This window comes from Pseudomonas sp. No.21, assembly GCF_054558415.1.
The window spans coordinates 58,506-81,436 of the sequence record NZ_BAAJNO010000016.1; the positions used below are offsets into that span (position 1 = coordinate 58,506).

The 22,931-nt window shown below is 67.2% G+C and carries 17 protein-coding genes; 1 reads left to right on the top strand and 16 read right to left on the bottom strand.

Annotated features, from left to right (window positions below):
- Positions 1-109: 109 nt before the first annotated feature.
- From ACYJSS_RS26595 to ACYJSS_RS26620, 6 genes are all read right to left on the bottom strand, one after another.
- On the bottom strand, positions 110-3,055 hold the full coding sequence (locus tag ACYJSS_RS26595; RefSeq protein WP_111260154.1) for a DUF748 domain-containing protein: 2,946 nt from the start codon (positions 3,053-3,055) through the stop codon (positions 110-112).
- 100 nt (positions 3,056-3,155) lie between these two features.
- Positions 3,156-4,175, bottom strand: a complete 1,020-nt coding sequence (locus ACYJSS_RS26600) for a class I SAM-dependent rRNA methyltransferase (RefSeq protein WP_111260153.1) — start codon at positions 4,173-4,175, stop codon at positions 3,156-3,158.
- A 115-nt stretch (positions 4,176-4,290) separates the two neighbouring features.
- Positions 4,291-5,469 (bottom strand): acetyl-CoA C-acetyltransferase, encoded by a 1,179-nt coding sequence (locus ACYJSS_RS26605; RefSeq protein WP_111260152.1) that lies wholly within the window; start codon positions 5,467-5,469, stop codon positions 4,291-4,293.
- Positions 5,470-5,557: 88 nt separating this feature from the next.
- On the bottom strand, positions 5,558-6,433 hold the full coding sequence (locus ACYJSS_RS26610; RefSeq protein WP_111260151.1) for an oxygenase MpaB family protein: 876 nt from the start codon (positions 6,431-6,433) through the stop codon (positions 5,558-5,560).
- A gap of 77 nt (positions 6,434-6,510) precedes the next feature.
- Positions 6,511-8,448: an acetate--CoA ligase gene (acs, locus tag ACYJSS_RS26615; protein ID WP_111260150.1), complete on the bottom strand. Its 1,938-nt coding sequence runs from the start codon at positions 8,446-8,448 to the stop codon at positions 6,511-6,513.
- A 111-nt stretch (positions 8,449-8,559) separates the two neighbouring features.
- Positions 8,560-9,645, bottom strand: coding sequence for a DJ-1/PfpI family protein (locus ACYJSS_RS26620; protein WP_218281312.1), 1,086 nt, complete (start codon positions 9,643-9,645; stop codon positions 8,560-8,562).
- Positions 9,646-9,766: 121 nt separating this feature from the next.
- Here ACYJSS_RS26620 and ACYJSS_RS26625 point away from each other — a divergent pair, with 121 nt between their 5' ends.
- Positions 9,767-10,756: a GlxA family transcriptional regulator gene (locus ACYJSS_RS26625; RefSeq protein WP_218281311.1), complete on the top strand. Its 990-nt coding sequence runs from the start codon at positions 9,767-9,769 to the stop codon at positions 10,754-10,756.
- Between the two features lie 48 nt (positions 10,757-10,804).
- Here the strand turns inward: ACYJSS_RS26625 and pgi are convergent, their stop codons facing one another.
- The 10 genes from pgi to gluQRS form a co-directional block, all read right to left on the bottom strand.
- A complete protein-coding gene (pgi, locus tag ACYJSS_RS26630; protein WP_111260147.1) occupies positions 10,805-12,469 on the bottom strand; it encodes a glucose-6-phosphate isomerase in 1,665 nt (554 codons plus the stop codon).
- A gap of 82 nt (positions 12,470-12,551) precedes the next feature.
- The gene (gene panD, locus ACYJSS_RS26635) at positions 12,552-12,932 is read right to left on the bottom strand and encodes an aspartate 1-decarboxylase (RefSeq protein ID WP_003457244.1); all 381 of its coding nucleotides are present in this window, start codon (positions 12,930-12,932) and stop codon (positions 12,552-12,554) included.
- 82 nt (positions 12,933-13,014) lie between these two features.
- Complete coding sequence (gene panC, locus ACYJSS_RS26640; RefSeq protein WP_111260146.1) at positions 13,015-13,875, bottom strand: pantoate--beta-alanine ligase; 861 nt, start codon at positions 13,873-13,875, stop codon at positions 13,015-13,017.
- On the bottom strand, positions 13,872-14,672 hold the full coding sequence (gene panB, locus ACYJSS_RS26645) for a 3-methyl-2-oxobutanoate hydroxymethyltransferase (RefSeq protein WP_111260145.1): 801 nt from the start codon (positions 14,670-14,672) through the stop codon (positions 13,872-13,874). The genes panC and panB overlap by 4 nt, the downstream gene beginning before the upstream one ends.
- A gap of 103 nt (positions 14,673-14,775) precedes the next feature.
- Positions 14,776-15,288, bottom strand: coding sequence for a 2-amino-4-hydroxy-6-hydroxymethyldihydropteridine diphosphokinase (gene folK / locus ACYJSS_RS26650; RefSeq protein ID WP_111260144.1), 513 nt, complete (start codon positions 15,286-15,288; stop codon positions 14,776-14,778).
- Between the two features lie 2 nt (positions 15,289-15,290).
- Positions 15,291-16,691, bottom strand: a complete 1,401-nt coding sequence (locus ACYJSS_RS26655) for a polynucleotide adenylyltransferase PcnB (protein WP_111260143.1) — start codon at positions 16,689-16,691, stop codon at positions 15,291-15,293.
- Between the two features lie 683 nt (positions 16,692-17,374).
- Positions 17,375-18,799 carry a sigma-54-dependent transcriptional regulator gene (locus ACYJSS_RS26660; protein ID WP_111260142.1) on the bottom strand — a complete coding sequence of 475 codons (1,425 nt, stop codon included), beginning with the start codon at positions 18,797-18,799 and terminating at the stop codon, positions 17,375-17,377.
- 23 nt (positions 18,800-18,822) lie between these two features.
- A complete protein-coding gene (locus ACYJSS_RS26665) occupies positions 18,823-21,777 on the bottom strand; it encodes a sensor histidine kinase (protein ID WP_111260141.1) in 2,955 nt (984 codons plus the stop codon).
- Positions 21,761-21,937: a hypothetical protein gene (locus ACYJSS_RS26670; protein ID WP_003095129.1), complete on the bottom strand. Its 177-nt coding sequence runs from the start codon at positions 21,935-21,937 to the stop codon at positions 21,761-21,763. Before ACYJSS_RS26670 ends, ACYJSS_RS26665 begins: the two co-directional genes overlap by 17 nt.
- A gap of 70 nt (positions 21,938-22,007) precedes the next feature.
- The gene (gene gluQRS, locus ACYJSS_RS26675) at positions 22,008-22,895 is read right to left on the bottom strand and encodes a tRNA glutamyl-Q(34) synthetase GluQRS (RefSeq protein WP_111260140.1); all 888 of its coding nucleotides are present in this window, start codon (positions 22,893-22,895) and stop codon (positions 22,008-22,010) included.
- Positions 22,896-22,931 lie beyond the last annotated feature (36 nt).

A 22,931-nucleotide genomic window follows, 5' to 3' on the forward strand; every position in this document is an offset into this window, starting at 1 on the left:
CTACGCCGCCGTGGCGCGGCTGTCAGCAGGGCTGGATGCCGCACGAAAACTCGTGCAACACAGCCGCTTGGACAGATGGAAAGAGAGGTAATTCCAGGGGCCCGGGCAGCTATTCGCTGCCCAGTTGCAGAGGGGTGTCGACCTTGCCGTCCGCGTCCGCCTCGCCGAGGCTGACGTCGAGCATGTACACGCGCTCGTCCTGCAGGCCGCCACGGTCCACCAGGTAATCCTTGATGCTGGCGGCACGGGCCTGCGCCAGCTGGCGCAGCAGCAGTTCGCTCTGTGCCCAGGAGCCGATCACCGCCTCGCGCATCTTCGCCGTGCGCTCGTCGCTGCCCAGGTCCTTCCACTCGGCGGGCGGCTGCTGCTTGAGGCGGGTGCGGTAGATGCCTTCGAGCATCGGCGGCTTCTCGTCGTCCGGGACTACCAGCTGGGCCGGTTCGGCGGGCACCTTGTCACCGCGACGCTGGGCGATCTTGTAGTAGGTGCTCTGGTATTCGCGCTCCAGGCGCTGGGCCGCGAGCAGCGGGCCGTCGCTGGATTTGGCGCTCATGCCCTCGACTTCCAGGCGCAGCGCCGGTCGCTCCTTGAGCGCGGCGGCGAGGGTATCCAGGGTGCCTTGCGCCTCGGTGGACAGCTCGCTGCTGCCGGCGGCGAAGGGGACATTGCTCAGATCCTGATCGCCACCTCCGGACACCAGCCCGGCAACGAACTTGAACGGTGCCTGCGCCGCGCGCAACACCAGGTTGCGCAGGGTCTGCCAGACGATGGGCGCGACGCTGAACTGCGGGTCCTTGAGATTGCCGGCGACCGGCAGCTCGATGTCGATCTTGCCTTCGGTGTCCTTGAGTAGCGCCACCGCCAGCTTGATCGGCAGGTCCACCGCATCGGGGCTGTCGACCTGCTCGCCCAGTTGCAGCTGTTCCAGCACCAGGCGGTTCTGCGCTTTCAACTGGCCCTTCTCGATCTGGTAGTGCAGGTCGAGATTGAGGCGGCCCTTGCGGATGCGGTAGCCGGCGAACTTGCCGGAGTAGGGGGTCAGGGTGGTCAGCTCGACGCGCTTGAAGCTGGTGGCGATGTCCAGGGACTCCAGCGGGTCGAAGGGGGTCAGGCTGCCCTTGATGGTGACCGGGGCGTAGCGGTCGACCTTGCCCTTGATGTCGACCGTGGCCGGCGTGCGGGTGCGGGTGTCGAGTGTGCCGATCTCGCCGTTGAGCTGCTGGATGGCGGTGGCGAAGTTGGGCGTCAGGCTGAAGTCGGCGAAGTTGGCCGAGCCGTTGCTGATGCTCACCGCACCGACATGGATGTCCAGCGGCTTGCCGGCGGGCTCGGGCTTGGCGTTGGGCGCGGCGGGCTGCTTGATCACCAGGTCGCTGGCGTTGGTGGTCAGGTCCTCGTTGATGATGAAGCGTGCGTAGGGCTGGTTGATGCCGACCTTGTCGATGGACAGGCTCTCGCCGTGGCGATAGGCCAAACCCTCCACCAGCAACTGCTGCCATTTGACGAAGTCGCGCTCCTTGAGCGTGTCCAGGGTGTGCAACTGGTTGACCAGCGCGCGACCGCTGACGGTCAGCGCCAGGGGCTCGGTGCCGGTGAGGGCGACGTCGAGGTTGCTGTCGAGCATGCCGCTGCGCAGCTCCAGGCGCACGAAGGGCTCCATGTAGGCCTGGGCCACGCGCAGGTCGATGTCGCGGGTCTCCACCTTCAGGTTGGCGGTGGTGGGCTTGAGCTGCACCTGGCCTTCGGCCTTGAGCTTGCCCTGCTTGCCGAGGCCGGTGTCGATGGCGAGCTGGAAGGGCGACTCGCCCAGGCTGTCGAAGTCCTTGAGGTCGAGGTTCAGCGGGCCGAGGTCGATCTGCACGGCCTTCTTCGGCACGCGGTCGGCCAGGTGCACCTTGTAGCCGCGCAGCTGGGTGTCGCGCAGCAGCACCTGCCAGGGCTTGCCGGGAGCCTCCTGCTTGGCTTGGGCCGGCTGGGCGTCCGGGGCGGGCTCGACGGCTTTCGCGTCCACCGCTGCCGGTCCTGGCTCGGTATCTTTCGCCGGGGCCTTGGTGTCGCCGGCGAACAGCTTCTGCCAATCCAGCTGGCCATCGGCTTCGCGAGCGGCCCAGGTCTCCAGGTTCTGGCTGCGGATCTTTCCGACCACCACTTGCTGCTTGGCGAGGTCCAGTGAGCTCTCGCTGACCTCCAGGCTCTCCAGGTTGACCAGGGGGCGCCCGTCCGGAGCCGTGATGGCGAAGGGCGCGACCTTGATCGCAGTCTGTTCCAGCTTCAGTTCGGTGCCTTGGGCCAGGCTCAGGTGGTACTGGGTGGCGAGGCTGATGGTGCCCTTCTCCAGCGCCAGGGGTACGGCGTCGCGTACGTAGGGCCAGAAGGCCTTCATGTTGCCGTCGGTGACCTTGAGCTCGCCCTTGGAGGCGAAGGGCACCAGGCTCAGGCTGCCCTGCCAGTCGATGCGGCCGCCATAGGGGCCGGTGGCGACCAGCAGCATGTCGGTGTTGTCGTCGCGAAGGGTGCTGAGGTTCTTCAGCTCGAGGTTCAGCGAGTCGTAGACGAACTCAATGGCGTCGCTCGGCCGCAGATCCTGGAAGTGCAGGCCGCCCTCGACCAGGCGAACACTGTCGATGCGCAGCGGGAACGGGTCGCTGGCGGGCTCTTCGGCCTTGGGTTCGCTGGGCGGGATCTGGAACAGCTGGGTCAGGTTGAGCGTGCCGTCCTTGGCGAACAGCACCTCGGTGGTGGATTTCTCCAGCTCGACGTCGGCCAGGTGCAGGGCACCGGTCCACAGGCTGTCGAGCTGCAGGTTGGCGTGCAGGCGCTGGAAGCCGATCTGTTCCTTGCCCGCTTCACCGATGTGCAGGCCCCACAGGGTCAGCTCGAGGCTGAAGGGGTTGAGCTGGATGCGCTCGAGCCGCGCGGGGACCTTCGCGTACTGGGCCAGTTGCTGGTTGACCACGCGCAGGGCGATCCCGGGGATGATCAGGAAGCCGAGCAGGCTGTAGAGGGCGATGACGATCAGCAAGGCGCTGATGGCGCGTTTCAATCCTTTGTGCATGGTGAGGCGTCGACTATCCCGGCGGAGGTGGCTTGGAGTATGGCACGGCCGCAAGGTTCCGACAGACGGTTGCTGGTGGTTTCGTTGGGCGGTTCTCGCTTCAGAAATGCAGCACCAGGGTCTTCAGCGGCGGGCGCCCATCGAGGGAGGGGAAGTCGTCCGCCGGTGGCAGCGGCTCCCATTCCCGCACCGGTCGGCCGAGCTTGCTGGCGCAGCGCAGCACCTGCTCGCGCCAGTCCTCGATGTCCACCTTCGCCAGGTTGTTGCAGCAGATCAGCGTGCCGTCTTCGGCAGTGGCCTGGATCGCCGGCTTGAGCAGGCTCTGGTAGTCACGCAGCAGGTCGACGGTGCCGAAGGCGCTCTTGGCCCAGGCCGGCGGGTCGAGGAACACCAGGTCGAACCGGCGTTGTTCCAGGCGCGGGTAGCTGGGCAATTTCTGCCCGTGACGGCGGGCGATGGGCTGGCCGGCGAGCTGGCGGATGGCGGGGAAGTAGTCCGATTGCACGAAGCGCATGGGCGCAAGCCCGGGGTTGAGCGCGGCGTTTTCGCGGCCGACGGCCAGGTTGCCCTCGGCGAAGTCGAGGTTCCACACCTCGCTGGCTCCTCCCGCTGCGGCAGCCAGGCCGACGCCACAGGTGTAGGCGAAGAGGTTGAGTACCGACTTGCCGGCAGCGTGGCGCTTTACCCAGCCGCGGGCGTTGCGCAGGTCGAGGAACAGCAGCGGGTCCTGGCCGGGATGACGGCCGCGTACCCGGTAGTTCAGGCCCCATTCGTGGCCGACGAGGTCGACCAGTGCGCCTGGCTCGGCCTGGTACACAGGGTCGCTGCGATCGATGCGCGAATTGCCCTGGGAGCGATCGTTGTAGACCGGCAGCAGTGGCTCGCCGAGTTGTTCCCGCACCTGTGCGACGGCTTGCAGCAGTTCGTCCCGTTGCAGTGTCTGGTGGAAGCTCTGCACCAGCAGTTGCGGGCCGTAGCGGTCGATGGTCAGGCCGGATGCGCCTTCCTGGCTGCCATGGAACAGGCGGTAGCAGTCGGTGCCTTGCGCGTGCAGTTCGGCGAGCAGGGGCTGGCGGGCGTCGAGTGCGACGCGCAGCGCCTGGGGGAGATCGGAAGGCATGCGCGGCGTCTCGGAGGAAAGGGCGCGCAGTTTAACAAAGCGGGGACGGCTTGGCGCCGAGTGCGGCGAGGCCGGTGTGGGCCTCGCGCAGGGTCTCGATGGCGTGGCGGGTGGCTTAGCGCTCGATGGCCAGGGCCACGCCCTGCCCGCCGCCGATGCACAGGGTCGCCAGGCCCTTCTTCGCATCGCGCTTGATCATCTCGTGCAGCAGGGTCACCAGCACGCGGCAGCCGGAGGCGCCGATGGGATGGCCGATGGCGATGGCGCCGCCGTTGACGTTGACCTTCTCGGCATCCCAGCCCAGCTCCTTGCCCACCGACAGGGCCTGGGCGGCGAAGGCTTCGTTGGCTTCGATCAGGTCCAGCTCGCCGAGGTTCCAGCCGGCCTTCTCCAGGCAGCGACGGGTGGCGGAAACCGGGCCGATGCCCATGATCGCCGGGTCGACGCCCGCGTTGGCGTAGGCGGCGATGCGCGCCAGCACCGGCAGGCCCAGGGCCTTGGCCTTCTCGGCACTCATCAGCAGCACGGCGGCGGCGCCATCGTTGAGGCTGGAAGCGTTGCCGGCAGTGACGCTGCCGTCCTTCTTGAAGGCCGGCTTGAGCATGGCCAGGGATTCGGCGGTGGTGCCGGCGCGGGGCTGCTCGTCGGTGGCGAAGGCGACGGGGTCGCCCTTCTTCTGCGGGATCAGGATCGGGGTGATCTCATCCACGAAGCGGCCGGCTTCGATGGCGGCGGAGGCCTTCTGCTGGGAGGCGGCGGCGAAGGCGTCCTGGGCTTCACGGCTGATGCCGTACTTCTCCACCAGGTTCTCGGCGGTGATGCCCATGTGGTAGTCGTTGAAGGCGTCCCACAGGCCGTCCTGGATCATGGTGTCGACCAGCTTGGCGTGGCCCATGCGCAGGCCGGTGCGGGCGCCGGGCATGACGTAGGGAGCGAGGCTCATGTTCTCCTGGCCACCGGCGATGATCACCTCGGCGTCGCCGCAGCGGATGGCCTGGGCGGCCAGGTGCAGGGCCTTGAGGCCGGAGCCGCAGACCTTGTTCAGGGTCATGGCCGGCACGGCGTTGGGCAGGCCGGCGAGGATGGCGGCCTGGCGCGCAGGGTTCTGGCCGCTGCCTGCAGTGAGCACCTGGCCGAGGATGACCTCGTCCACCTGGGCGCCATCGAGGCCGGTCTGGGCCAGCAGCTGGCGGATCACCGCAGCGCCCAGCTCGGGGGCGGGGATGTTGGCCAGCGAGCCCTGGAAGCTGCCGACGGCGGTGCGGGTGGCGGCGACTATGACGACGTCTTGCATGGTTTCTGTCCTCAAGGCTGGGGTTCGGTTCAGGTCATGACCGGAAAGTGGGCGATGGTCGCACAGGGCCGAGTGACCGGCCAGCCACTCAGCGGGCGGGCAGGCCCATGCGCCGGCGGGCGCGACTGGAGGCGCCGTTGCGCAGGGCCCAGCGCAGCATCGGCGCGGTGCGCTGTACGCCGGCGCGGATCAGTGGACGCTGCCAGTCGGGCAGGCGCAGGCCGAGCATCGCCATGGCCCAGGTGGGCAGCAGCTCGATGCCCGCCTGCATCATCAGGTTGCCGAAGGGTTTGGCCAGGGCGCTTGGCGCTGGGGCATCGCGCAGCAGGCGCACCACTTCGAGGGTGCGCTCGTCGCAGAGCATCTGCGGGCGCATGGCGTCCAGGTAGTCGGCGACGGCCCGGCGCGACTTGGGTACGTTGCGGGCACCCAGGCGTTCGGCCACCAGGGCGATTTCCTCGTAGTAGCGGTCCTGGTCGGCGCCGGGCATCGCCGGGTCGAGGTGCCGCAGGTAGGCCCCGAGGAAGCTGCTGACCTCGGCGACATGCACCCAGGTGAGCAGGTCCGGGTCGCTGGCCGCATAGGGGCGACCGTCCGGCGCACTGCCGACCACCTGCAGGTGGATGGTGCGCACCTTGTCGATCAACCATTCGGCGTCACGGGTGTTGCCGTAGGTGGTGCCGGAGATGAACAGGCTGGTGCGGCGCAGGCGGCCGAGCATGTCCTGGCGGAAATTGGAGTGGTCCCACACGCCCGCCAGGGCGAGGGGGTGCAGCATCTGCAACAGCAGGGCGCTGATGCCGCCGATCATCATCGAAGTGAAGTCGCCGTGGACCTTCCAGGGCATGGACTCCGGGCCGAACAGGCCGGGGTCGCCCTTGGGGCTGTCCAGGTCGATCTGCCCGAGGGAGGCCCCGGTGAGGCTGAGAATCTGGCTTTCGATGCGGTTGCGGATAAGGTTCATCGTCAGGCGTTCGAGACAGGCCGGGAGCTGGCGCCCGGTGATTCTTCCGGCTTCCAGCTCCCAGCTTCAAGCTTTATCTACTGGTTCAAGCGCTTGTCGATGAGGCTGTCGACCACCGAGGGGTCGGCCAGGGTGGAGGTGTCGCCCAGGCTGTCCAGCTCGTTGCAGGCGATCTTGCGCAGGATGCGGCGCATGATCTTGCCTGAGCGGGTCTTCGGCAGGCCGGGGGCCCATTGCATCAGGTCGGGTTTGGCGAAGCTGCCGATTTCCTTGCTGACCAGGGCCAGCAGTTCCTTCTTCAGTTCGTCGCTGGCCTCCACGCCCTTCATGGTGGTGACGAAGGCATAGATGCCCTGGCCCTTCACGTCGTGCGGGTAGCCGACCACCGCGGCCTCGGCCACGTCGTCGTGCAGCACCAGGGCGCTCTCCACCTCGGCGGTGCCGATGCGGTGGCCGGAGACGTTGATCACGTCATCGACACGGCCGGTGATCCAGTAGTAGCCGTCCTCGTCGCGGCGTGCGCCGTCGCCAGTGAAGTAGTAGCCGGGGTAGGCGGAGAAGTAGGTTTCGATCATCCGCTTGTGGTCGCCGTAGACGCTGCGGATCTGGCTCGGCCAGCTGGCCTTGATCGCCAGCACGCCGGAGCCGGCGCCTTCGATCTCCTTGCCCTGTTCGTCCAGCAGCACCGGTTGCACGCCGAAGAAGGGGCGGGTGGCCGAGCCGGGCTTCAGCGCCGTGGCGCCGGGCAGCGGGGTGATGAGGATGCTGCCGGTCTCGGTCTGCCACCAGGTGTCGACGATGGGGCAGCGCTTCTCGCCCACCACGTGGAAGTACCACTCCCAGGCTTCCGGGTTGATCGGCTCGCCGACGCTGCCGAGCAGGCGCAGGCTGGCACGCGAGGTGCTGCGTACGGCCGCGTCGCCTTCACGCATCAGGGCGCGCAGGGCGGTGGGGGCGGTGTAGAAGATGTTCACCTGGTGCTTGTCGATCACCTGCCAGAAGCGCGATGCATCGGGGTAGCTGGGCACGCCTTCGAACATCAGGGTGGTGGCGGCGTTGGCCAGGGGGCCGTAGACGATGTAGCTGTGGCCGGTGACCCAGCCGACATCGGCGGTGCACCAGTAGATGTCGCCCTCGTGGTAGTCGAAGACGTACTTGTGGGTCATCGCCGCGCCCAGCAGGTAGCCGCCGGTGGTGTGCAGCACGCCCTTGGGTTTGCCGGTCGAGCCGGAGGTGTAGAGGATGAACAGCGGGTCCTCGGCGTCCATCCATTCCGGTGCGCACTCGTCCGGGGCGCCGCGCAGGGCCTCGTGGTACCAGATGTCGCGGCCCTCGACCCAGGCGACTTCGCCCTGGGTGCGCTCGACCACGACGACGGTGGAGACGTCCGGGCAGTCCTTCAGCGCCTTGTCGACGTTCTGCTTCAGGGGCACGTACTTGCCGCCGCGCACGCCTTCGTCGGCGGTGATCACCGCGCGGCAGTCGGCGTCGAGGATGCGGTCCCGCAGGGCGTCGGGGGAGAAGCCGCCGAACACCACCGAATGCACGGCACCGATGCGCGAGCAGGCGAGCATGGCGTAGGCCGCCTCGGGGATCATCGGCATGTAGATGCACACGCGATCACCCTTCTTCACGCCCCGCGCCTTGAGCACGTTGGCCAGGCGGCAGACGTGCTGGTGCAGCTTGCGGTAGGTGATCTGCGCGGACTCGGTGGGGTTGTCGCCTTCCCAGATGATGGCGACCTGTTCGGCACAATTCTCCAGGTGGCGGTCGATGCAGTTGTAGCTGACGTTGAGCTTGCCGCCCTTGAACCACTCGGCCTGGCCCTGGCGCAGGTCGCTGCTGTGCAGCTGGTCCCAGGGCTTGAACCAGTCGAGGAACGCCGTGGCCTGCTCGCTCCAGAATTCCTCGGGGTTGTCCACGGACTGCTGGTAGAGACGCAGGTAGGCGTCGTTGTCGATGAAGGCGCGCTTGCGCACCTCATCGGGCACGGCATGAAGGCTGATTTCGTACATGAGGCGGGGTCCTTGTTCTTGTGTTACCGCGGTGCCGGCTAGGGTGCACCCAAGCAGTTGCTCGGTTCAAGTGGCGGTCGGCGTCACAAGGCGTTTGAACCCCCTCTGGAATCATTCGTTCAGGCCTGGCGTGTATTCCAGCTGGCGCGCCACCAGCTCGGCGGTGCCCGGGTCGTAACGCTCGGCGATGGCTGCCAGGGTGCTGTCGAAGAGCTGGGCCAGCGGTGCGTCGTCCGCAGCCAGGCGGGGGATTCCCGGGTGCGCCTGCACGGGCTCGGGCAGCAGGACCAGGCCGTTGCGCGTGCGGATCGGCTCGGCCGTCTCGGCCAGGGCCAGTGCCTCGGAGCGGAACGTCCGTGACCAGGCGTCGGCACGCAGGGCCAGGGCCATCTCGTCCACGCCCGGCTGCACCGGCAGGCCCAGTTCCTCGTGCCTCCAGAAGGCGAGGAGGTTGCCGGCAGCCGTCAGGTAGCCACTCGCGCCGAGCTGGAAGCTGGCGCCGTCATGCCGTGACGACCAGCCCGGCAGGCCTATTTCTCCTGCCAGCGCCCGTGCCTTGTCGCGGCCGCCGATGGCTTCCACCAGGGCCAGGGTGGCGGGCAGGGCGGCGCTGACTCCCGCCGTGGTGATCACCTTGCCGTCGGCCAGGTAGCGGCGGTCGTCCACCCAGCGGGTGTCGGGGAAGTCGCTTTCGCGCTGGCTGCGCGAATACCAGTGGCCGGTGGCACGGCGCCCTTGGAGCACCCCGGCGTTGCCGACCACCAGCACGCCGTCGCAGATGGCGACGAGGGTCGCGCCCTTGTCGGCCTGCTGCCTGACCCAGCGCAGCAGCGTCGGGTCGTCGCTGTGGTGCACCGCCGGCACGATCACGTAGTCGGCGCCTTCGGGGTGGCGGCGGTCGAAGGCGTCGATATCGGCATCGGCCAGCAGGCGCAGCGCCGGCATCATCTGCATCGCCCCGGGGCGCGTGGAGAGCGCGACGACCTCGGCCACCCCGGACCGGGAAAGCAATCCGTAGGGGATGACGTAATCCACCAGCTCGGTCATGCCGTTCTCGCCGATCACCGCCACCAGCGGGCGTTCGCGGTCGAAGCGCTGCGGGTAGGCGGGGAGCCGGTCGGGATCTTCAGCGGCGAGCAAGGGCAGGGGGTGGCCAAGGGCGAGTCCGGCGAGCAGTAGCCAGGCGAGGCGGATCATGGAAAGGGTCCTGTCGATTGGGGGCTGGCCCAGTGTGAGGCACCCGTCTCTGGCGCGAATGACAGGCATGGATGAAAATCCGCCAATCCTTTTCAGCGTTGCGATGGCCCGCGAGGTGCCCATGTCCATTGCCGACGAACCGGCGCCGCATCTCGTGGTGCTGCTGGTCTTCACCGATTTCCAGCTGCTCGATGCCACCGGCCCCGCCGAGGTCTTCGCTGCCGCGGGCGAGCAGCTGCCGGCGGGCGCGATGCGGCCCTACCGCCTGCGTACCGTGGCGCTGGAGGCGGGCCTGGTGAGCTCCTCCACCGGCTTGCAGCTGCAGGCCGAGGCGCTGCCACCCGTGGCCGAGCTGGTGGGTTGCACCCTGTTGGTGGCCGGCGGGCATGGCGTGCAGCGGGCGATGGGGTCGGCCGCGCTCGCCGCCTGGCTGGTGGCGGTAGCCGGTGTGGCGCGACGCTGCTGCTCGGTGTGCACCGGTGCCTTCCTGCTTGCCCGCGCCGGGCTGCTGGAAGGGCGCCAGGTGGTCACCCACTGGCGCTATGCGTCGCTGTTGCAGCGCTTGCTACCGCGGGCGCAGGTGCTGGAGGACGCACTGTTCGTGCGCGACGGCGCCTTCTACAGCTCGGCGGGGGTCACGGCGGGCATCGACCTGTGCCTGAGCCTGGTGGAGGAGGACCTGGGGCGCGAGGTGTCCCTGCAGGTGGCCCGAGGGTTGGTGGTGTACCTGCGCCGGCCGGGCGGGCAGCGTCAGTTCAGCGCCGAGTTGCTGGCCCAGCAGGCCCCTCCGGGTGGGCTGGTGGAGCGGCTTTCGGCGTGGTTGCGCGAGCATCTTCAGGAGGACCTGGATATCGAGGCGATGGCGGCGGCCGTCGCGGTCTCGTCACGCACGCTGCACCGGCACTGCAAGGACGAGCTGGGGATCGGCCCGGCGCGCCTGTTGTTCCAGATGCGCCTGGAGGCGGCCTGCCGGTTGCTGGAGGACGGGGCGGCATCGCTCAAGCGCACGGCGCAGCGCACCGGCTTCATCAACGAATACAACCTCAGGAGGGCTTTCGTGCAGGGGTTGGGCGTGACGCCGAGCGAGTACCGCCAGCGCTTCTGCCGCTAGCGGCGAGGTGGGGAGGCGCCGCACCCGGGGCCGGGTGCGGCGCGGGCATCAGCCGCGGTGACGGCCGCGGAAGAAGTCGATCAGGCCTTGGGTGGAGCCGTCTTCGGCCGGGGTTTCCTCGCTGCCGACGATGCGCGAGTAGACGCCCTTGCCCAGTTCCTTGCCCAGTTCCACGCCCCACTGGTCGAAGGCGTTGATGCCCCAGAGCACGCTCTGCACGTAGACCTTGTGTTCGTACATGGCGATCAGCGCGCCCAGGCGACGGGGGCTGATGCGCTCCATCACCAGGGTGTTGCTGGGGCGGTTGCCGGGGATCACCTTGTGCGGTGCCAGGCGCTGCACCTCGGCTTCGTCCAGGCCCTTGGCGCGCAGCTCGTTCTCGGCTTCCTCGCGGGACTTGCCGAGCATCATCGCCTGGCTCTGCGACAGGCAGTTGGCGAACAGCCATTGGTGGTGGTCGGCGACCGGGTTGTAGCTGGAGACCGGGACGATGAAGTCCGCGGGGATCAGGTGGCTGCCCTGGTGCAGCAGCTGGTGGTAGGCGTGCTGGCCGTTGCAGCCGACGCCACCCCAGATCACCGGGCCGGTACCGGCGGTGATCGGGCTGCCGTCCTGGCGCACGGTCTTGCCGTTGGATTCCATGTCCAGCTGCTGCAGGTGGTCGGTGAAGTTACGCAGGTAGTAGTCGTAGGGCAGGATCGCGTGGCTGCGGGCGCCCCAGAAGTCGCCGTACCAGACGCCCAGCAGGGCCAGGATCACCGGGATGTTGCGCTCGAAGGACGCGGTCTGGAAGTGCTGGTCCATGCTGTAGGCGCCGGACAGCAGCTCCTTGAAGTTGGAGATGCCGATGGACATGGCGATCGGCAGGCCGATGGCCGACCACAGCGAGTAGCGGCCGCCCACCCAGTCCCACATCGGGAAGATGTTCTCCTCGCGGATGCCGAAGGCCATGGCCGCTTCCTTGTTGCTGGAAACGGCGATGAAGTGGCGGTAGAGCTCTTCCTCGCTGCCGCCCTGGGCCAGGTACCAGGCGCGGGCGGCCTGGGCGTTCTTCAGGGTTTCCAGGGTGCCGAAGGACTTGCTGGAGACGATGAACAACGTGGTCTCGGCGTTGAGCTTGCAGGCCAGCTCGCGGAATTCGCTGCCGTCGATGTTGGCCAGGTAGTGGCAGCGCACGCCTTTCTGGGCGAAGGGCAGCAGCGCCTCGGAAACCAGCTGCGGGCCGAGGAAGGAGCCGCCGATGCCGATGTTGACCACGTCGGTGATGGGTTTCTCGGTGTAGCCACGCCACAGGCCGTTGTGCACGTAGCCCACCAGCTCGGTCATCTGGTGCAGCACGCGGTGCACCTCGGGCATCACGTCCTTGCCGTCCACCCGCACCTTGTCGCCGATGGGACGACGCAGCGCGGTGTGCAGCACGGGGCGACGCTCGGAGGCGTTGATCACCTCGCCCTGGAACATCGCCTTTATGGCTTCCCCGAGCTGGGCTTCCTCGGCCAGCTTCACGAGCAGGGCCAGGGTGTCTTCGCGGATCAGGTTCTTGGAGAAGTCCAGCAGCAGGCCGCAGGCACTGAGGGTGAAGCGCTTGAAGCGCTCGCCGTCTTCCTGGAAGGCCTGGCGCATCTTGAAGCCGGCCAGCTCCTCACGGTGCGCGGACAGCGCGCCCCAGCTGGGCAGTTGGGTGACGTCGAGGGGATTGAGGTGGTGGTTCATGGCGTGCCTTCAAGCAATCAACTTGGTTATGAACACGAAAAAGCCCGGAGTGTTCCGGGCTTTCAGTCTAGCGGGTCAGGGTTCAGGCGACCTGGACCGGGATGGCGTTGCTGGTGTGGCTCAGCTCGTTGCCGGGTGCCATGTAGAGCATGCGCGGCTTGAAGTTGGCCAGCTCGGCTTCGCTGTAGTGGGCGTAGGCGCAGATGATGACCCGGTCGCCTACTTTGGCCTTGTGTGCGGCGGCGCCGTTGACGGAGATCATGCGCGAGCCGTTTTCACCACGGATGGCATAGGTGGTGAAGCGCTCGCCGTTGTCGACGTTGTAGATCTGGATCTGTTCGTACTCGCGGATGCCGGCGAGGTCCAGCCATTCACCGTCGATGGCGCAGGAGCCTTCGTAGTCGAGCACCGCGTGGGTGACTTCGGCGCGGTGCAGCTTGGCCTTGAGCATGATGGCGTGCATGGCGTTTTCCTTGTCTGGACGCTGGCGGCGGCAGAGTTTGCCCGAACCCCGGGGGGCGGGCAAGCCTTGCCGGGCGCGGGTTTCAGGCCTTCACGTGACGGTTGAAGGCGAGGTTGTCGATCAGCCGGGTGCTGCCCATGTAGGCGGCGGCCAGTATCACCAGCTCCTGGTCGCCGGGACGCGCCGGGCGCAGGCTGGCGGCTTCGCGGACTTCCAGGTAGTCGGGGCGGAAACCGGCCTTCTCGAGCGCCTCGCGGCCTTGGGCTTCCAGGGCTGCGAAGTCGCTGTCGCCGGCGCTCACGGACGCGGCCAGTTGCTTGAGGGTGCGGTACAGGGCCGGCGCTGCGGCGCGTTGCTGTTCGTCCAGGTAGCCGTTGCGCGAGGAGAGGGCCAGGCCGTCCTCGGCGCGGACCGTGGCTTCCCCCATGACCTGGATCGGCAGGTTGAGGTCGCGGACCAGCTTGCGGATCACCGCGAGTTGCTGGAAGTCCTTCTCGCCGAACAGGGCGAGGTCCGGCTGGACCATGTTGAACAGCTTGCTGACCACGGTGGCGACACCTTCGAAGTGGCCCGGGCGGCTGGCGCCGCAGAGCCCTTCGGAAACCAGGGGAACGCTGACACGGGTCTGGTCGGCCATGCCGTCGGGGTACATCTCCTCGACGTCCGGGTGGAACAGCAGGTGGCAGCCGGCGGCGACCAGTTTCTCCTGGTCGGCCTGCAGGGTGCGCGGGTACTTGGCCAGGTCTTCGCTGGGGCCGAACTGCAGCGGGTTGACGAAGATGCTGGTGACGACGAAGTCGGCGCGTTGGGCGGCTTTCTCCACCAGCGCGGCGTGGCCGGCGTGGAGGTTGCCCATGGTCGGCACCAGGCCGATGCGCTTGCCTTCGCCGCGAGCACGGGCCACGGCGGCGCGCAACTCGCGAACGGTCTTGACGGTAATCATGCGGAGAATCCGTGTTCGGCGGCAGGGAAGGTGACGTCCTTGACGGCCTTCACGTAGGCGGCCATGGCGGCCTGGATGCTGGCCTGGCCTTCCATGAAATTCTTCACGAACTTGGGCGCACGACCGGTGAGGGACAGGCCGAGCATGTCGTGCATGACCAGCACCTGGCCGTCGGTGGCGCTGCCGGCACCGATGCCGATGACCGGAATCTTCACCGATTGGGTGATTTCGGCGGCGAGTTCGCTGGGGACGCATTCGAGCAGCAGCATGGCGGCGCCAGCCTGTTCCAGGGCCATGGCGTCGGCGCGCAGCTGGCGGGCCTGGGCTTCCTGGCGGCCCTGCACCTTGTAGCCACCGAGGATGTTCACCGCTTGCGGGGTGAGGCCCAGGTGCGCGCATACCGGGATGCCGCGCTCTGCCAGCAGGCGGATGGGCTCGGCCAGCCAGGCGGCGCCTTCCAGCTTCACCATGTGGGCGCCGGCCTGCATCAGGGCTGCGCTGTTGGCGAAGGTCTGCTCCAGGGTGGCGTAGGCCATGAACGGCAGGTCGGCGATGATCAGCGCGCCCCGGTTGCCGCGCTTCACGGCGGCGGTGTGGTACGCCATGTCGGCGACGCTCACCGGCAGGGTGCTGTCATGGCCTTGCAGGACCATGCCAAGGGAGTCGCCCACCAGCAGGACATCGGCACCTGCCTGGCTCGCGGCCTGGGCGAAGGTGGCGTCATAGGCTGTGAGCATGGCGATCTTCTCGCCTTTGTGCTTCAGCTCTTGAAGGGTGGTCAGGGTCACATCAGGCATGAAAACGTCCTCATCGGTACCGATTCTGCACCGGCACGGGGCAACGGGACGCTTATAGTCCCGATGGTGGGGCATGGTGTCAATTGCAGGTGTTACCGATCTGTTACGGCGTTACCGCCATGCCCGGAAGGGCCCCCGCGACCTCCAGCCCCTCGAAGGGACAGGCATCGAGAAGGGCCCGCAGGGCACGGCCGTCCGGCAGCCTGAGGGTCTCTCCGGCTACCTCCGCGAGGGGATAGAGGACGAAGGCGCGGGCGTGCATGTGGTAGTGCGGGACCTGCAGGCGCGGCAGGTCGATCGCGTGCTCGCCGAACAGCAGGATATCCAGATCGAGGGTGCGTGGGCCCCAGCGCTCGTCCTTGCGCACACGGCCCTGGGCGAGTTCGATCGCCTGCAGGCCGTCGAGCAGTTCCAGGGGAGCGAGTTCGGAGTCCAGGGCGGCCACGGCGTTGGCGTAGCGGGGTTGCTCGGGTGGGCCGAGCGGGTCACTTGCATAGAGCGAGGAGACGGCCGCCAGGCGGGTGCGAGGCAGCGCGGCCATGGCCTGCAGGGCGCTGGCCAGTTGCGCGGCAGGCTCGGCGAGGTTGCTGCCGAGCCCTATATAGATGCGTTCCATCATCACTCGCTGGCGGGAGCCGAACCTTCACGCGGGCCGCGCTTGCGACGGCTGCCGCCACGACGACGCTTGCGCGGTGCACCGTTGCCATCGTCCTTGCCGCTGAGGTCGCGGATCATGGCGCGGCGCTCGCTGTCGCTGGCGTCCTGGTAGTCGGTCCACCAGTCGCCCAGGCCGTCGGTCTCCTCGCCCGCGCTTTCGCGCAGCAGGAGGAAGTCGTAGCCGGCGCGGAAGCGCGGGTTCTCCAGCAGCAGGTCGGCGCGCTTGCCACTGCGGCGCGGCAGGCGTTCCTGCATGTCCCAGATCTCGCGGATCGGGATGGTGAAGCGCTTGGGAATGGCGGTGCGCTGGCACTGTTCTAGGATCAGCCCGTGGGCCGCTTCCTGGATGGCCGGGATCGGCGGCATGCCCTTTTCCTGCAGCAGGGCAGCACGGATGGGCAGGGCCGGCCAGAGCAACGCGGCGAAGAGGAAGGCGGGGGTGACCGGCTTGCCCAGGCGGATGCGCTCGTCGGTGTTGGCCAGGGCCTGGCGGATCAGGGCGCCGGCGTATTCCGGGTCGCGTTCCAGGGACGCCGCAGCGGCCGGGAACAGCGGGGCGAACAAGTCGTATTCCAGCAGCAGCTCGAAGGTGCGCTCGGCCTTGCCGCCGAGGAACAGCTTGAGGATCTCGTCGAACAGGCGGGCGGACGGGATGTCGCGCAGCATCGGCGCCAGGCGGCGGATGGGGGCGGCGCTGTGTTTCTCGATCTCGAAGTCGAGCTTGGCGGCGAAGCGCACGGCGCGAAGCATGCGCACCGGGTCTTCGAGGTAGCGCTGCTCGGGGTCGCCGATCAGGCGGATCAGGCGATTGCGGATGTCGTGCACGCCGTGGGCGTAGTCGAGGATGCGCTCGGTGACCGGGTCGTAGTAGAGGGCGTTCATGGTGAAGTCGCGGCGCTGCGCGTCTTCTTCCTGGTTGCCGTAGACGTTGTCCCGCAGGATGCGGCCGCTCTCGTTGCGCGAGGACTGGTTGCTGTCCTCCTCGTCGGCACCCTGGGGATGATTGGCCCGGAAGGTCGCGGTCTCGATGATCTCACGGCCGAAATGCACGTGGACCAGCTTGAAGCGACGGCCGATGACCCGGGCGTTGCGGAATTCGGCGCGGACCTGTTCGGGCGTGGCACTGGTGGCCACGTCGAAGTCCTTGGGCTCCAGGTTCAGCAGCAGGTCACGCACGCAGCCACCGACCAGGTAGGCCTGGTAGCCGGCTTTCTGCAGGCGCTCGACTACGTTAACGGCATTGCGGCTGATATCCGCACGTTCCAGCGAGTGCTGGCGATTGCTCAATACTTCGGGTGTGCTGCGGGGATGCTGGGAGCGGCGCAGGGGAGAGCGAAAAGACTGGATCAGCTTCTTCAGCATGGGATGCACTGTTTTGCGGAATGGACGGCCAGAATTGGACAAGACCGCACGATGGACGCGGATTCTAGCACTGGGTCGGGAGATGGTGAAGGAAGCGGCGGGGGTGTGTCAAAGCTACTGGGGGAGCCGAAGCTCCCCCCCAAATTGGTGCGTGCTTTGTTTTTATTGTTGTGTCGGGCTTGGTGTTTTTGTTGTTCGACCCGTTCCAGCAGGTTCGTGGCCTCTGGAAATGCCCTCGAATCGAGGGTCAATAGCAAACGGATTGCTTTGGACGCTGACGGTGCCATGATCATTCCGTGATCCAACCAGTTCAGGCGCTGTCTCATGACAGTTTTATTGTTCTCAGCCTGGTCGTGGGGCGAGCCCCAAAGGCAACTCCTCTCCAAAAGAATCAGTTAGCTGCGCCTCCGCGGTTTTGTTTTTGTTGTGCTGGAGTCGGTACGTCTTGTTCTTATTGTGGGGTTACACGTTTGTTATTGTTGTTGTGCCAGAGATAAAGCAGATGCCGTGCCAACTTTTGCGATTCCTTGTAAATCAAGGGTTTGCGGCGTTTTGGGGTTGGCGGGCGGGTACAAAAAAGCCGGGCTTTCGTTACCTTAAGACCCGGCTTTTGTTACGAGAGATTAACGCGGTAACAAAGCGGGGAACTCCGTCCGCACCGCTCTGTCACCGGGCTCGCGCCTTCAGGAGGTGGCGGCCCCCGATTTGCGGCGCGGGATTCCGAGGCGCTGGCGGCGCTCCCACAGGCACTTGCGGCTGATGCCCAGTTTTCGGGCAAGCTCGGTTTCGGTCATGTGATCCTGGTGCTCGAGCACGAAGTGCTGGAAGTAGTCCTCCAGCGACAGATCCTCCGTCGGCTCGTGGCTGCTGCTGGTCGCCTGGACCGGAGCATCGAGGAAGTCCTCGTCGTCCAGGTCGTCCAGCTCGATGTCGATGCCCAGCAGGTCGGCCGAGATATCCGGGCTCTCGCAGAGGATCACCGCGCGCTCGATGGCGTTCTCCAGCTCGCGCACGTTGCCCGGCCAGGGGTAATGGCGGATGGCCTGCTCGGCGTCGTGGGCGAAGCGCAGGTCCTCACGTCCCATGCGGGTGCACTGGCGGGCGAGGAAGGCGCGGGCGATCTCGATCACGTCGTTGCCGCGCTCGCGCAGGGCGGGCAGCTTCAGGGAAATCACATGGAGACGGTAATAGAGGTCTTCGCGGAACTGGCCGGTCTTGGCCAGGGTCTTGAGGTCGCGGTGGGTCGCGGCGATCAGGCGCACGTCGACCTTCTGAGATTGCACTGAACCGACACGGCGGATCTCGCCTTCCTGCAGCACGCGCAGCAGGCGCGCCTGGGCTTCGAGCGGCAATTCGCCGATCTCGTCGAGGAACAGGGTGCCGCCATCGGCCGCCTCGACCAGGCCGGCACGCCCGGCGCTGGCGCCGGTGAACGCACCTTTCTCGTGGCCGAAGAGCTCGGATTCGATGAGGGTCTCAGGGATCGCGGCGCAGTTGACCGAAATCAGCGGCGCCTTGGCGCGGCGGGAAAGATTGTGCAGGGCGCGGGCGACCAGCTCCTTGCCGGTACCGGATTCGCCCTGGATCAGCACGGTGGAGTCGGTGGGCGAGACCTTGCGGATCTTGCTGTACAGCTCCTGCATCGAGGCGCAGGAGCCGATGATGCCGATTTCGCCGTCGGCTGCGGCACCACCCGATGCGGCTTTTTCGGTGCCGCGCGAACTGCCGCTGCGTTCGGCCGGGGCGCCCTTGCCTTCCTGGCGCTCCTTGAGGATGCGCGCCACGGCCTGGAGCATCTCGTCGTGGTCGAAGGGCTTGGCGATGTAGTCCACCGCGCCCATCTTCATCGAATCGACTGCCGAGCGCAGGCTGGCGTAGCTGGTCATGATCAGGACCGGGGTGCCCTGGGCGAGCTTGATCAGCTCGGTGCCCGGGGCGCCGGGCAGGCGCAGGTCGCTGACGATCAGGTCGAAGCCGGGGATGCTGTAGCGCTCCTGGGCTTCCTGGACGGAGCCGGCTTCGCTGACCTGGTACTGGTTGCGTTCAAGCAGGCGGCGCAAGGCAGAACGGATAATGGTTTCGTCTTCGACGATGAGAATATGTGGCATTAAATTCAGCTCTCTCGACGGTCTCAGATCACAGCGGACGTCGCTTCGACAAATCGTGGCAACGTCACCCGGATTCGGGTGCCGCGCTGTTGCTCGGGGTCGGCCGGGCTTTCGATGGTGATGTGGCCATAATGCTCTTCCACGATCGAATAGACCAGCGCGAGGCCCAGGCCGGTCCCCTTGCCCGGGTCCTTGGTGGTGAAGAACGGCTCGAACAGTCGGTCCATGATCGCCTTGGGAATCCCGCTCCCCTCGTCCTCCACCACGAGGTCGACCGCGTGGTCGGAGATTTCGCTCCGCACGCGTATCGCGCTGCCGGGCGGTGATGCATCCCGGGCATTGGAAAGCAGGTTGATCAGTACCTGGGCCAGGCGTTGCGGATCGCCCTCGGCGACGTGCTCCGGATCGCAGAGGTTGAAGAACTCCACGTCGACGCTGCGCTTGTTCAGCGACAGCAGGCCGATGGCGTCCTGGGTCACGTCGGCCAGGCACACAGGCTCGGTGGCCTGTTGGCGGCCGCCGGCGTGGGCGAAGCTCATCAGTGACTGGACGATGCGCGACACGCGCTTGGTCTGCTCCAGGATCTGGCTGCTGATCTCGGTCAGCTCGCCGTCGCCCTCGCGCTCCTCGCGCAGGTTCTGCGCCAGGCAGGCGATGCCGGTGATGGGGTTGCCGATCTCGTGGGCGACACCGGCGGCGAGGCGGCCGATGGAGGCCAGGCGCTCGGAATGCACCAGCTTGTCTTCCAGCAACTGGGTGTCGGTAACGTCTTCCACCAGCAGTACCAGGCCGGTGTTACCCGGGGCGAGGGGTTCGTCGATGGCGGCCTTGTGCAGGTTCAGCGAGCGTGCCTGGCCTTCCAGTTGCAGACGCTGCTTGTGCAGGTGTTCGTCGGGCAGGTTGATGAAGCTTTCCAGCAGCCCCTTCCAGGGTTCGCTGATGGCCGAGAGGCGCGAGCCCACCACGCGTTGGGCGGGGATCTCGGTGAGCTCCTCCATCGCCCGGTTCCACATGAGGATCTCCTGGTCCTTCGCCAGCGAGCACACGCCCATCGGCAGTTCCTGCAGCGTCTGGCGGTGGTAGCGGCGCAGGGCGTCCAGCTCGGCGGCAAGGCCCGTGAGGCGCGAGTGGTAGTCCTCCAGGCGGCTCTCGATGAAGTGGATGTCCTCGGTGACGTAGCTCTCGCTGCCGGACTTGTAGGGCAGGAAGGTCTCCACCATGTCCTGGGCCACGCTCGGCCCCATCAATCCCGACAGGTTGGCCTCGATGCGGTCGCGCAGGCGGCGCAGCGCATAGGGGCGGCGCTCGTCGAAGGGCAGGTGCAGGTCGCGCAGGGCCTGCTCCACTTCCTTCTGTGCGGTCTTCGCACCCAGCGGCTTGGCCAGTTGCGCAGAGAACTCCTGGGGCGAGCCGGCCACCAGTTCGCGGCGCTGCGGGCGGCGCACGTTGTCCACCGCGCAGGCTTCGGCGGCGCCGCGCTCTTCGGCGCTGGCGTCGGTGAACAGCGATACCAGGGTGAAGACCAGGACGTTGGCCGCCAGCGAGGCGATCGCCGCGATGTGCCAGCTGGTGTCGTCGAGCACGTAGATGGCGTTGAACAGCGGCAGGTAGATGCCCTGAAGGTTGCCCACCAGCGGCAGCAGCATGCTGAATAGCCAGACGCCGATGCCGGCCAGCAGGCCGGCGATGAAGCCGCGGCTGTTGGCGGTCGGCCAGTAGAGGACCGACAGCGCGCCGGGAAGGAATTGCAGGGTGGCGACGAAGGCGACGATCCCGAGGTTGGAGAGATCCTGCTCGGCGCCCAGCAATAGATAGAAGCCGTAGCCGGCCATGATGATGGCGACGATCAGCGCCCGGCGCGTCCATTTCAGCCAGCGGTAGATGTTGCCCTCGGACGGCGGCTGGTAGAGCGGCAGCACCAGGTGGTTGAGCGCCATGCCCGACAGCGCCAGGGTCAGCACGATGATCAGGCCGCTGGCCGCCGACAGCCCGCCGACATAGGCGAGCAGGGCCAGGGCGTCGCTGTTCACGGCGATGCCCAGGCCCAGGGTGAAGTACTCCGGGTTGGTGGTGGCGCCGAGCTTGAGGCCGGCCCAGAGGATCAACGGCACCGCCAGGCTCATCAGCAGCAGGAACAGCGGCAGGCCCCAGCTGGCGCTGACCATGGCGCGGGGGTTGAGGTTCTCGGTGAAGGTCATGTGGTACATGTGCGGCATCACGATGGCCGAGGCGAAGAACACCAGCAGCAGCGTGCGCCACGGTCCTTCCTGCAGCGGGGTGTGCAGGGTGGAGAGTGCCGCCTGGTTCTGCAGCAGCCACAGCTCCAGTTCATGGGGCCCGCCGAACACGCCATAGAGCGCATAGAGGCCGATGCCCCCCAGGGCGGTGAGCTTGACCAGCGACTCGAAGGCGATGGCGAACACCAGGCCCTCGTGCTTCTCCCGGGTGGCGATGTGGCGCGCGCCGAAGAGGATGGTGAACAGCGTGATCAGCGCGCAGAAGCCCAGGGCCACGCGGTCGTGCACCGGCTCGCGGGTGAGGATGCCGATGGAGTCCGCCACCGCCTGGATCTGCAGCGCCAGCAGCGGCAGCACGCCCACGAGCATGAACAGCGTGGTCAGCGAGCCGGCCCAGGTGCTGCGGAAGCGGAAGGCGAAGAGGTCCGCCAGCGAGGACAGCTGGTAGGTGCGGGTGATGCGCAGGATGGGGTAGAGCAGCACCGGCGCGAGGAGGAAGGCGCCGGAAATGCCGAGGTAGCTGGCGAGGAAGCCGTAGCCGTACTGGTAGGCCAGCCCGACCGTGCCATAGAAGGCCCAGGCGCTGGCGTAGACGCCCAGCGACAGGGTGTAGGTCAGCGGGTGGCGGACGATGCGCCGAGGCACGAAGCCGCGATCGCTGAGCCAGGCGACGCCGAACAGGGTGAACAGGTAAGCCGCGCTGATGAGGATCAGCTGGCTCAGGCTAAAGCTCGTCAGCATCGCGTTGGCTCTGGAGGATGAAAGTGACCACGATCAGGATCAGCCAGAGCAGGTAGGGGCGGTACCAGGCCCCATTGGGGTCGATCCACCAGTCCATGATGGCCGGGGAAAACAGATAGATCCCCACCACCAGGAGCAGAACCAGTCGGTAGATATACATGCCGCATCTCGCATCGGGAGTGCGGCGATGGTAGCGAATGCCCGATGCCGGTGCGAGGGGAGAGATGACCCTAGCGCAGCTGCGCTTCGGCCAGCGTGCGGCTGCCCGGGATGCGCGTGGCGTCCCAGTTGGCGATGCCCCAGCCGAGCACCGCGCGAGGGGTGGCCTCGGCGAGTTCATCCGGTGGGCGCTGGCCGAGCGCGCGCAAGGCGCGGTTGAGCAGTGGGCCGGCCTGGTCGGGCGGCAACGGCGGGGAGCGATAGGACTTGCCCAGCTTGTGCCCGTCGGGCTGGATGATCAGTGGCACGTGCAGGTAGCGCGGCTGCGGCAGGCCCAGCAGTTCCTGCAGGTAGAGCTGGCGCGGCGTGGAGTCGAGCAGGTCGGCGCCGCGTACCACGTCGGTCATGCCTTGCCAGGCGTCGTCCAGCACCACGGCCAACTGGTAGGCGTAGAGGCCGTCGCGGCGGCGGATGACGAAGTCCCCCACCTCGCGCCCCAGGTGCTGGCGGAACTCGCCCTGCACACGGTCGGTGAAACCGTAGATCAGCTCCGGCACGCGCAGGCGGATCGCAGCGTCATGCCGGGGGTGCAGCGCATTGCGGCAGAAACCGGGGTAGACCCCCTGGTGGCCTTCGAGCTGCTTGCGCGAACAGGTGCAGGCGTAGGCCAGGCCCTGGTCGAAGAGGCGGTCGAGCACCTGGGCGTAGGCATCGTGGCGATCGCTCTGGCGCACGCATTCGCCGTCCCACTCGAAGCCGTAGCTTTCCAGGGTACGCAGGATCGCGTCCTGGGCGCCGGGTACCTCGCGCGGCGGGTCGAGGTCCTCCATGCGCAGCAGCCAGCGGCCGCCGACCGAGCGGGCATCGAGGTAGGAGGCGAGGGCGGCGACGAGGGAACCGAAATGCAGAAAGCCGCTGGGCGTCGGGGCGAAGCGGCCGATGTAGGTGGGAGAACTCATTGGAAGGCGGGCCTGCGGAAACGAAACGGGGCGCCG

What these genes read in the sequence shown, in the direction of transcription:
- pgi (WP_111260147.1), bottom strand. Translation starts at nt 12,469, where the DNA reads ATGAACCACCACCTCAATCCCCTCGACGTCACCCAACTGCCCAGCTGG.
- ACYJSS_RS26660 (WP_111260142.1), bottom strand. Translation starts at nt 18,799, where the DNA reads ATGCCACATATTCTCATCGTCGAAGACGAAACCATTATCCGTTCTGCC.
- ACYJSS_RS26665 (WP_111260141.1), bottom strand. Translation starts at nt 21,777, where the DNA reads ATGCTGACGAGCTTTAGCCTGAGCCAGCTGATCCTCATCAGCGCGGCT.
- ACYJSS_RS26655 (WP_111260143.1), bottom strand. Translation starts at nt 16,691, where the DNA reads ATGCTGAAGAAGCTGATCCAGTCTTTTCGCTCTCCCCTGCGCCGCTCC.
- ACYJSS_RS26620 (WP_218281312.1), bottom strand. Translation starts at nt 9,645, where the DNA reads ATGATCCGCCTCGCCTGGCTACTGCTCGCCGGACTCGCCCTTGGCCAC.
- ACYJSS_RS26625 (WP_218281311.1), top strand. Translation starts at nt 9,767, where the DNA reads ATGTCCATTGCCGACGAACCGGCGCCGCATCTCGTGGTGCTGCTGGTC.
- ACYJSS_RS26605 (WP_111260152.1), bottom strand. Translation starts at nt 5,469, where the DNA reads ATGCAAGACGTCGTCATAGTCGCCGCCACCCGCACCGCCGTCGGCAGC.
- folK (WP_111260144.1), bottom strand. Translation starts at nt 15,288, where the DNA reads ATGGAACGCATCTATATAGGGCTCGGCAGCAACCTCGCCGAGCCTGCC.
- panD (WP_003457244.1), bottom strand. Translation starts at nt 12,932, where the DNA reads ATGCACGCCATCATGCTCAAGGCCAAGCTGCACCGCGCCGAAGTCACC.
- panB (WP_111260145.1), bottom strand. Translation starts at nt 14,672, where the DNA reads ATGCCTGATGTGACCCTGACCACCCTTCAAGAGCTGAAGCACAAAGGC.
- gluQRS (WP_111260140.1), bottom strand. Translation starts at nt 22,895, where the DNA reads ATGAGTTCTCCCACCTACATCGGCCGCTTCGCCCCGACGCCCAGCGGC.
- ACYJSS_RS26610 (WP_111260151.1), bottom strand. Translation starts at nt 6,433, where the DNA reads ATGAACCTTATCCGCAACCGCATCGAAAGCCAGATTCTCAGCCTCACC.
- ACYJSS_RS26595 (WP_111260154.1), bottom strand. Translation starts at nt 3,055, where the DNA reads ATGCACAAAGGATTGAAACGCGCCATCAGCGCCTTGCTGATCGTCATC.
- panC (WP_111260146.1), bottom strand. Translation starts at nt 13,875, where the DNA reads ATGATTACCGTCAAGACCGTTCGCGAGTTGCGCGCCGCCGTGGCCCGT.
- ACYJSS_RS26670 (WP_003095129.1), bottom strand. Translation starts at nt 21,937, where the DNA reads ATGTATATCTACCGACTGGTTCTGCTCCTGGTGGTGGGGATCTATCTG.
- acs (WP_111260150.1), bottom strand. Translation starts at nt 8,448, where the DNA reads ATGTACGAAATCAGCCTTCATGCCGTGCCCGATGAGGTGCGCAAGCGC.
- ACYJSS_RS26600 (WP_111260153.1), bottom strand. Translation starts at nt 4,175, where the DNA reads ATGCCTTCCGATCTCCCCCAGGCGCTGCGCGTCGCACTCGACGCCCGC.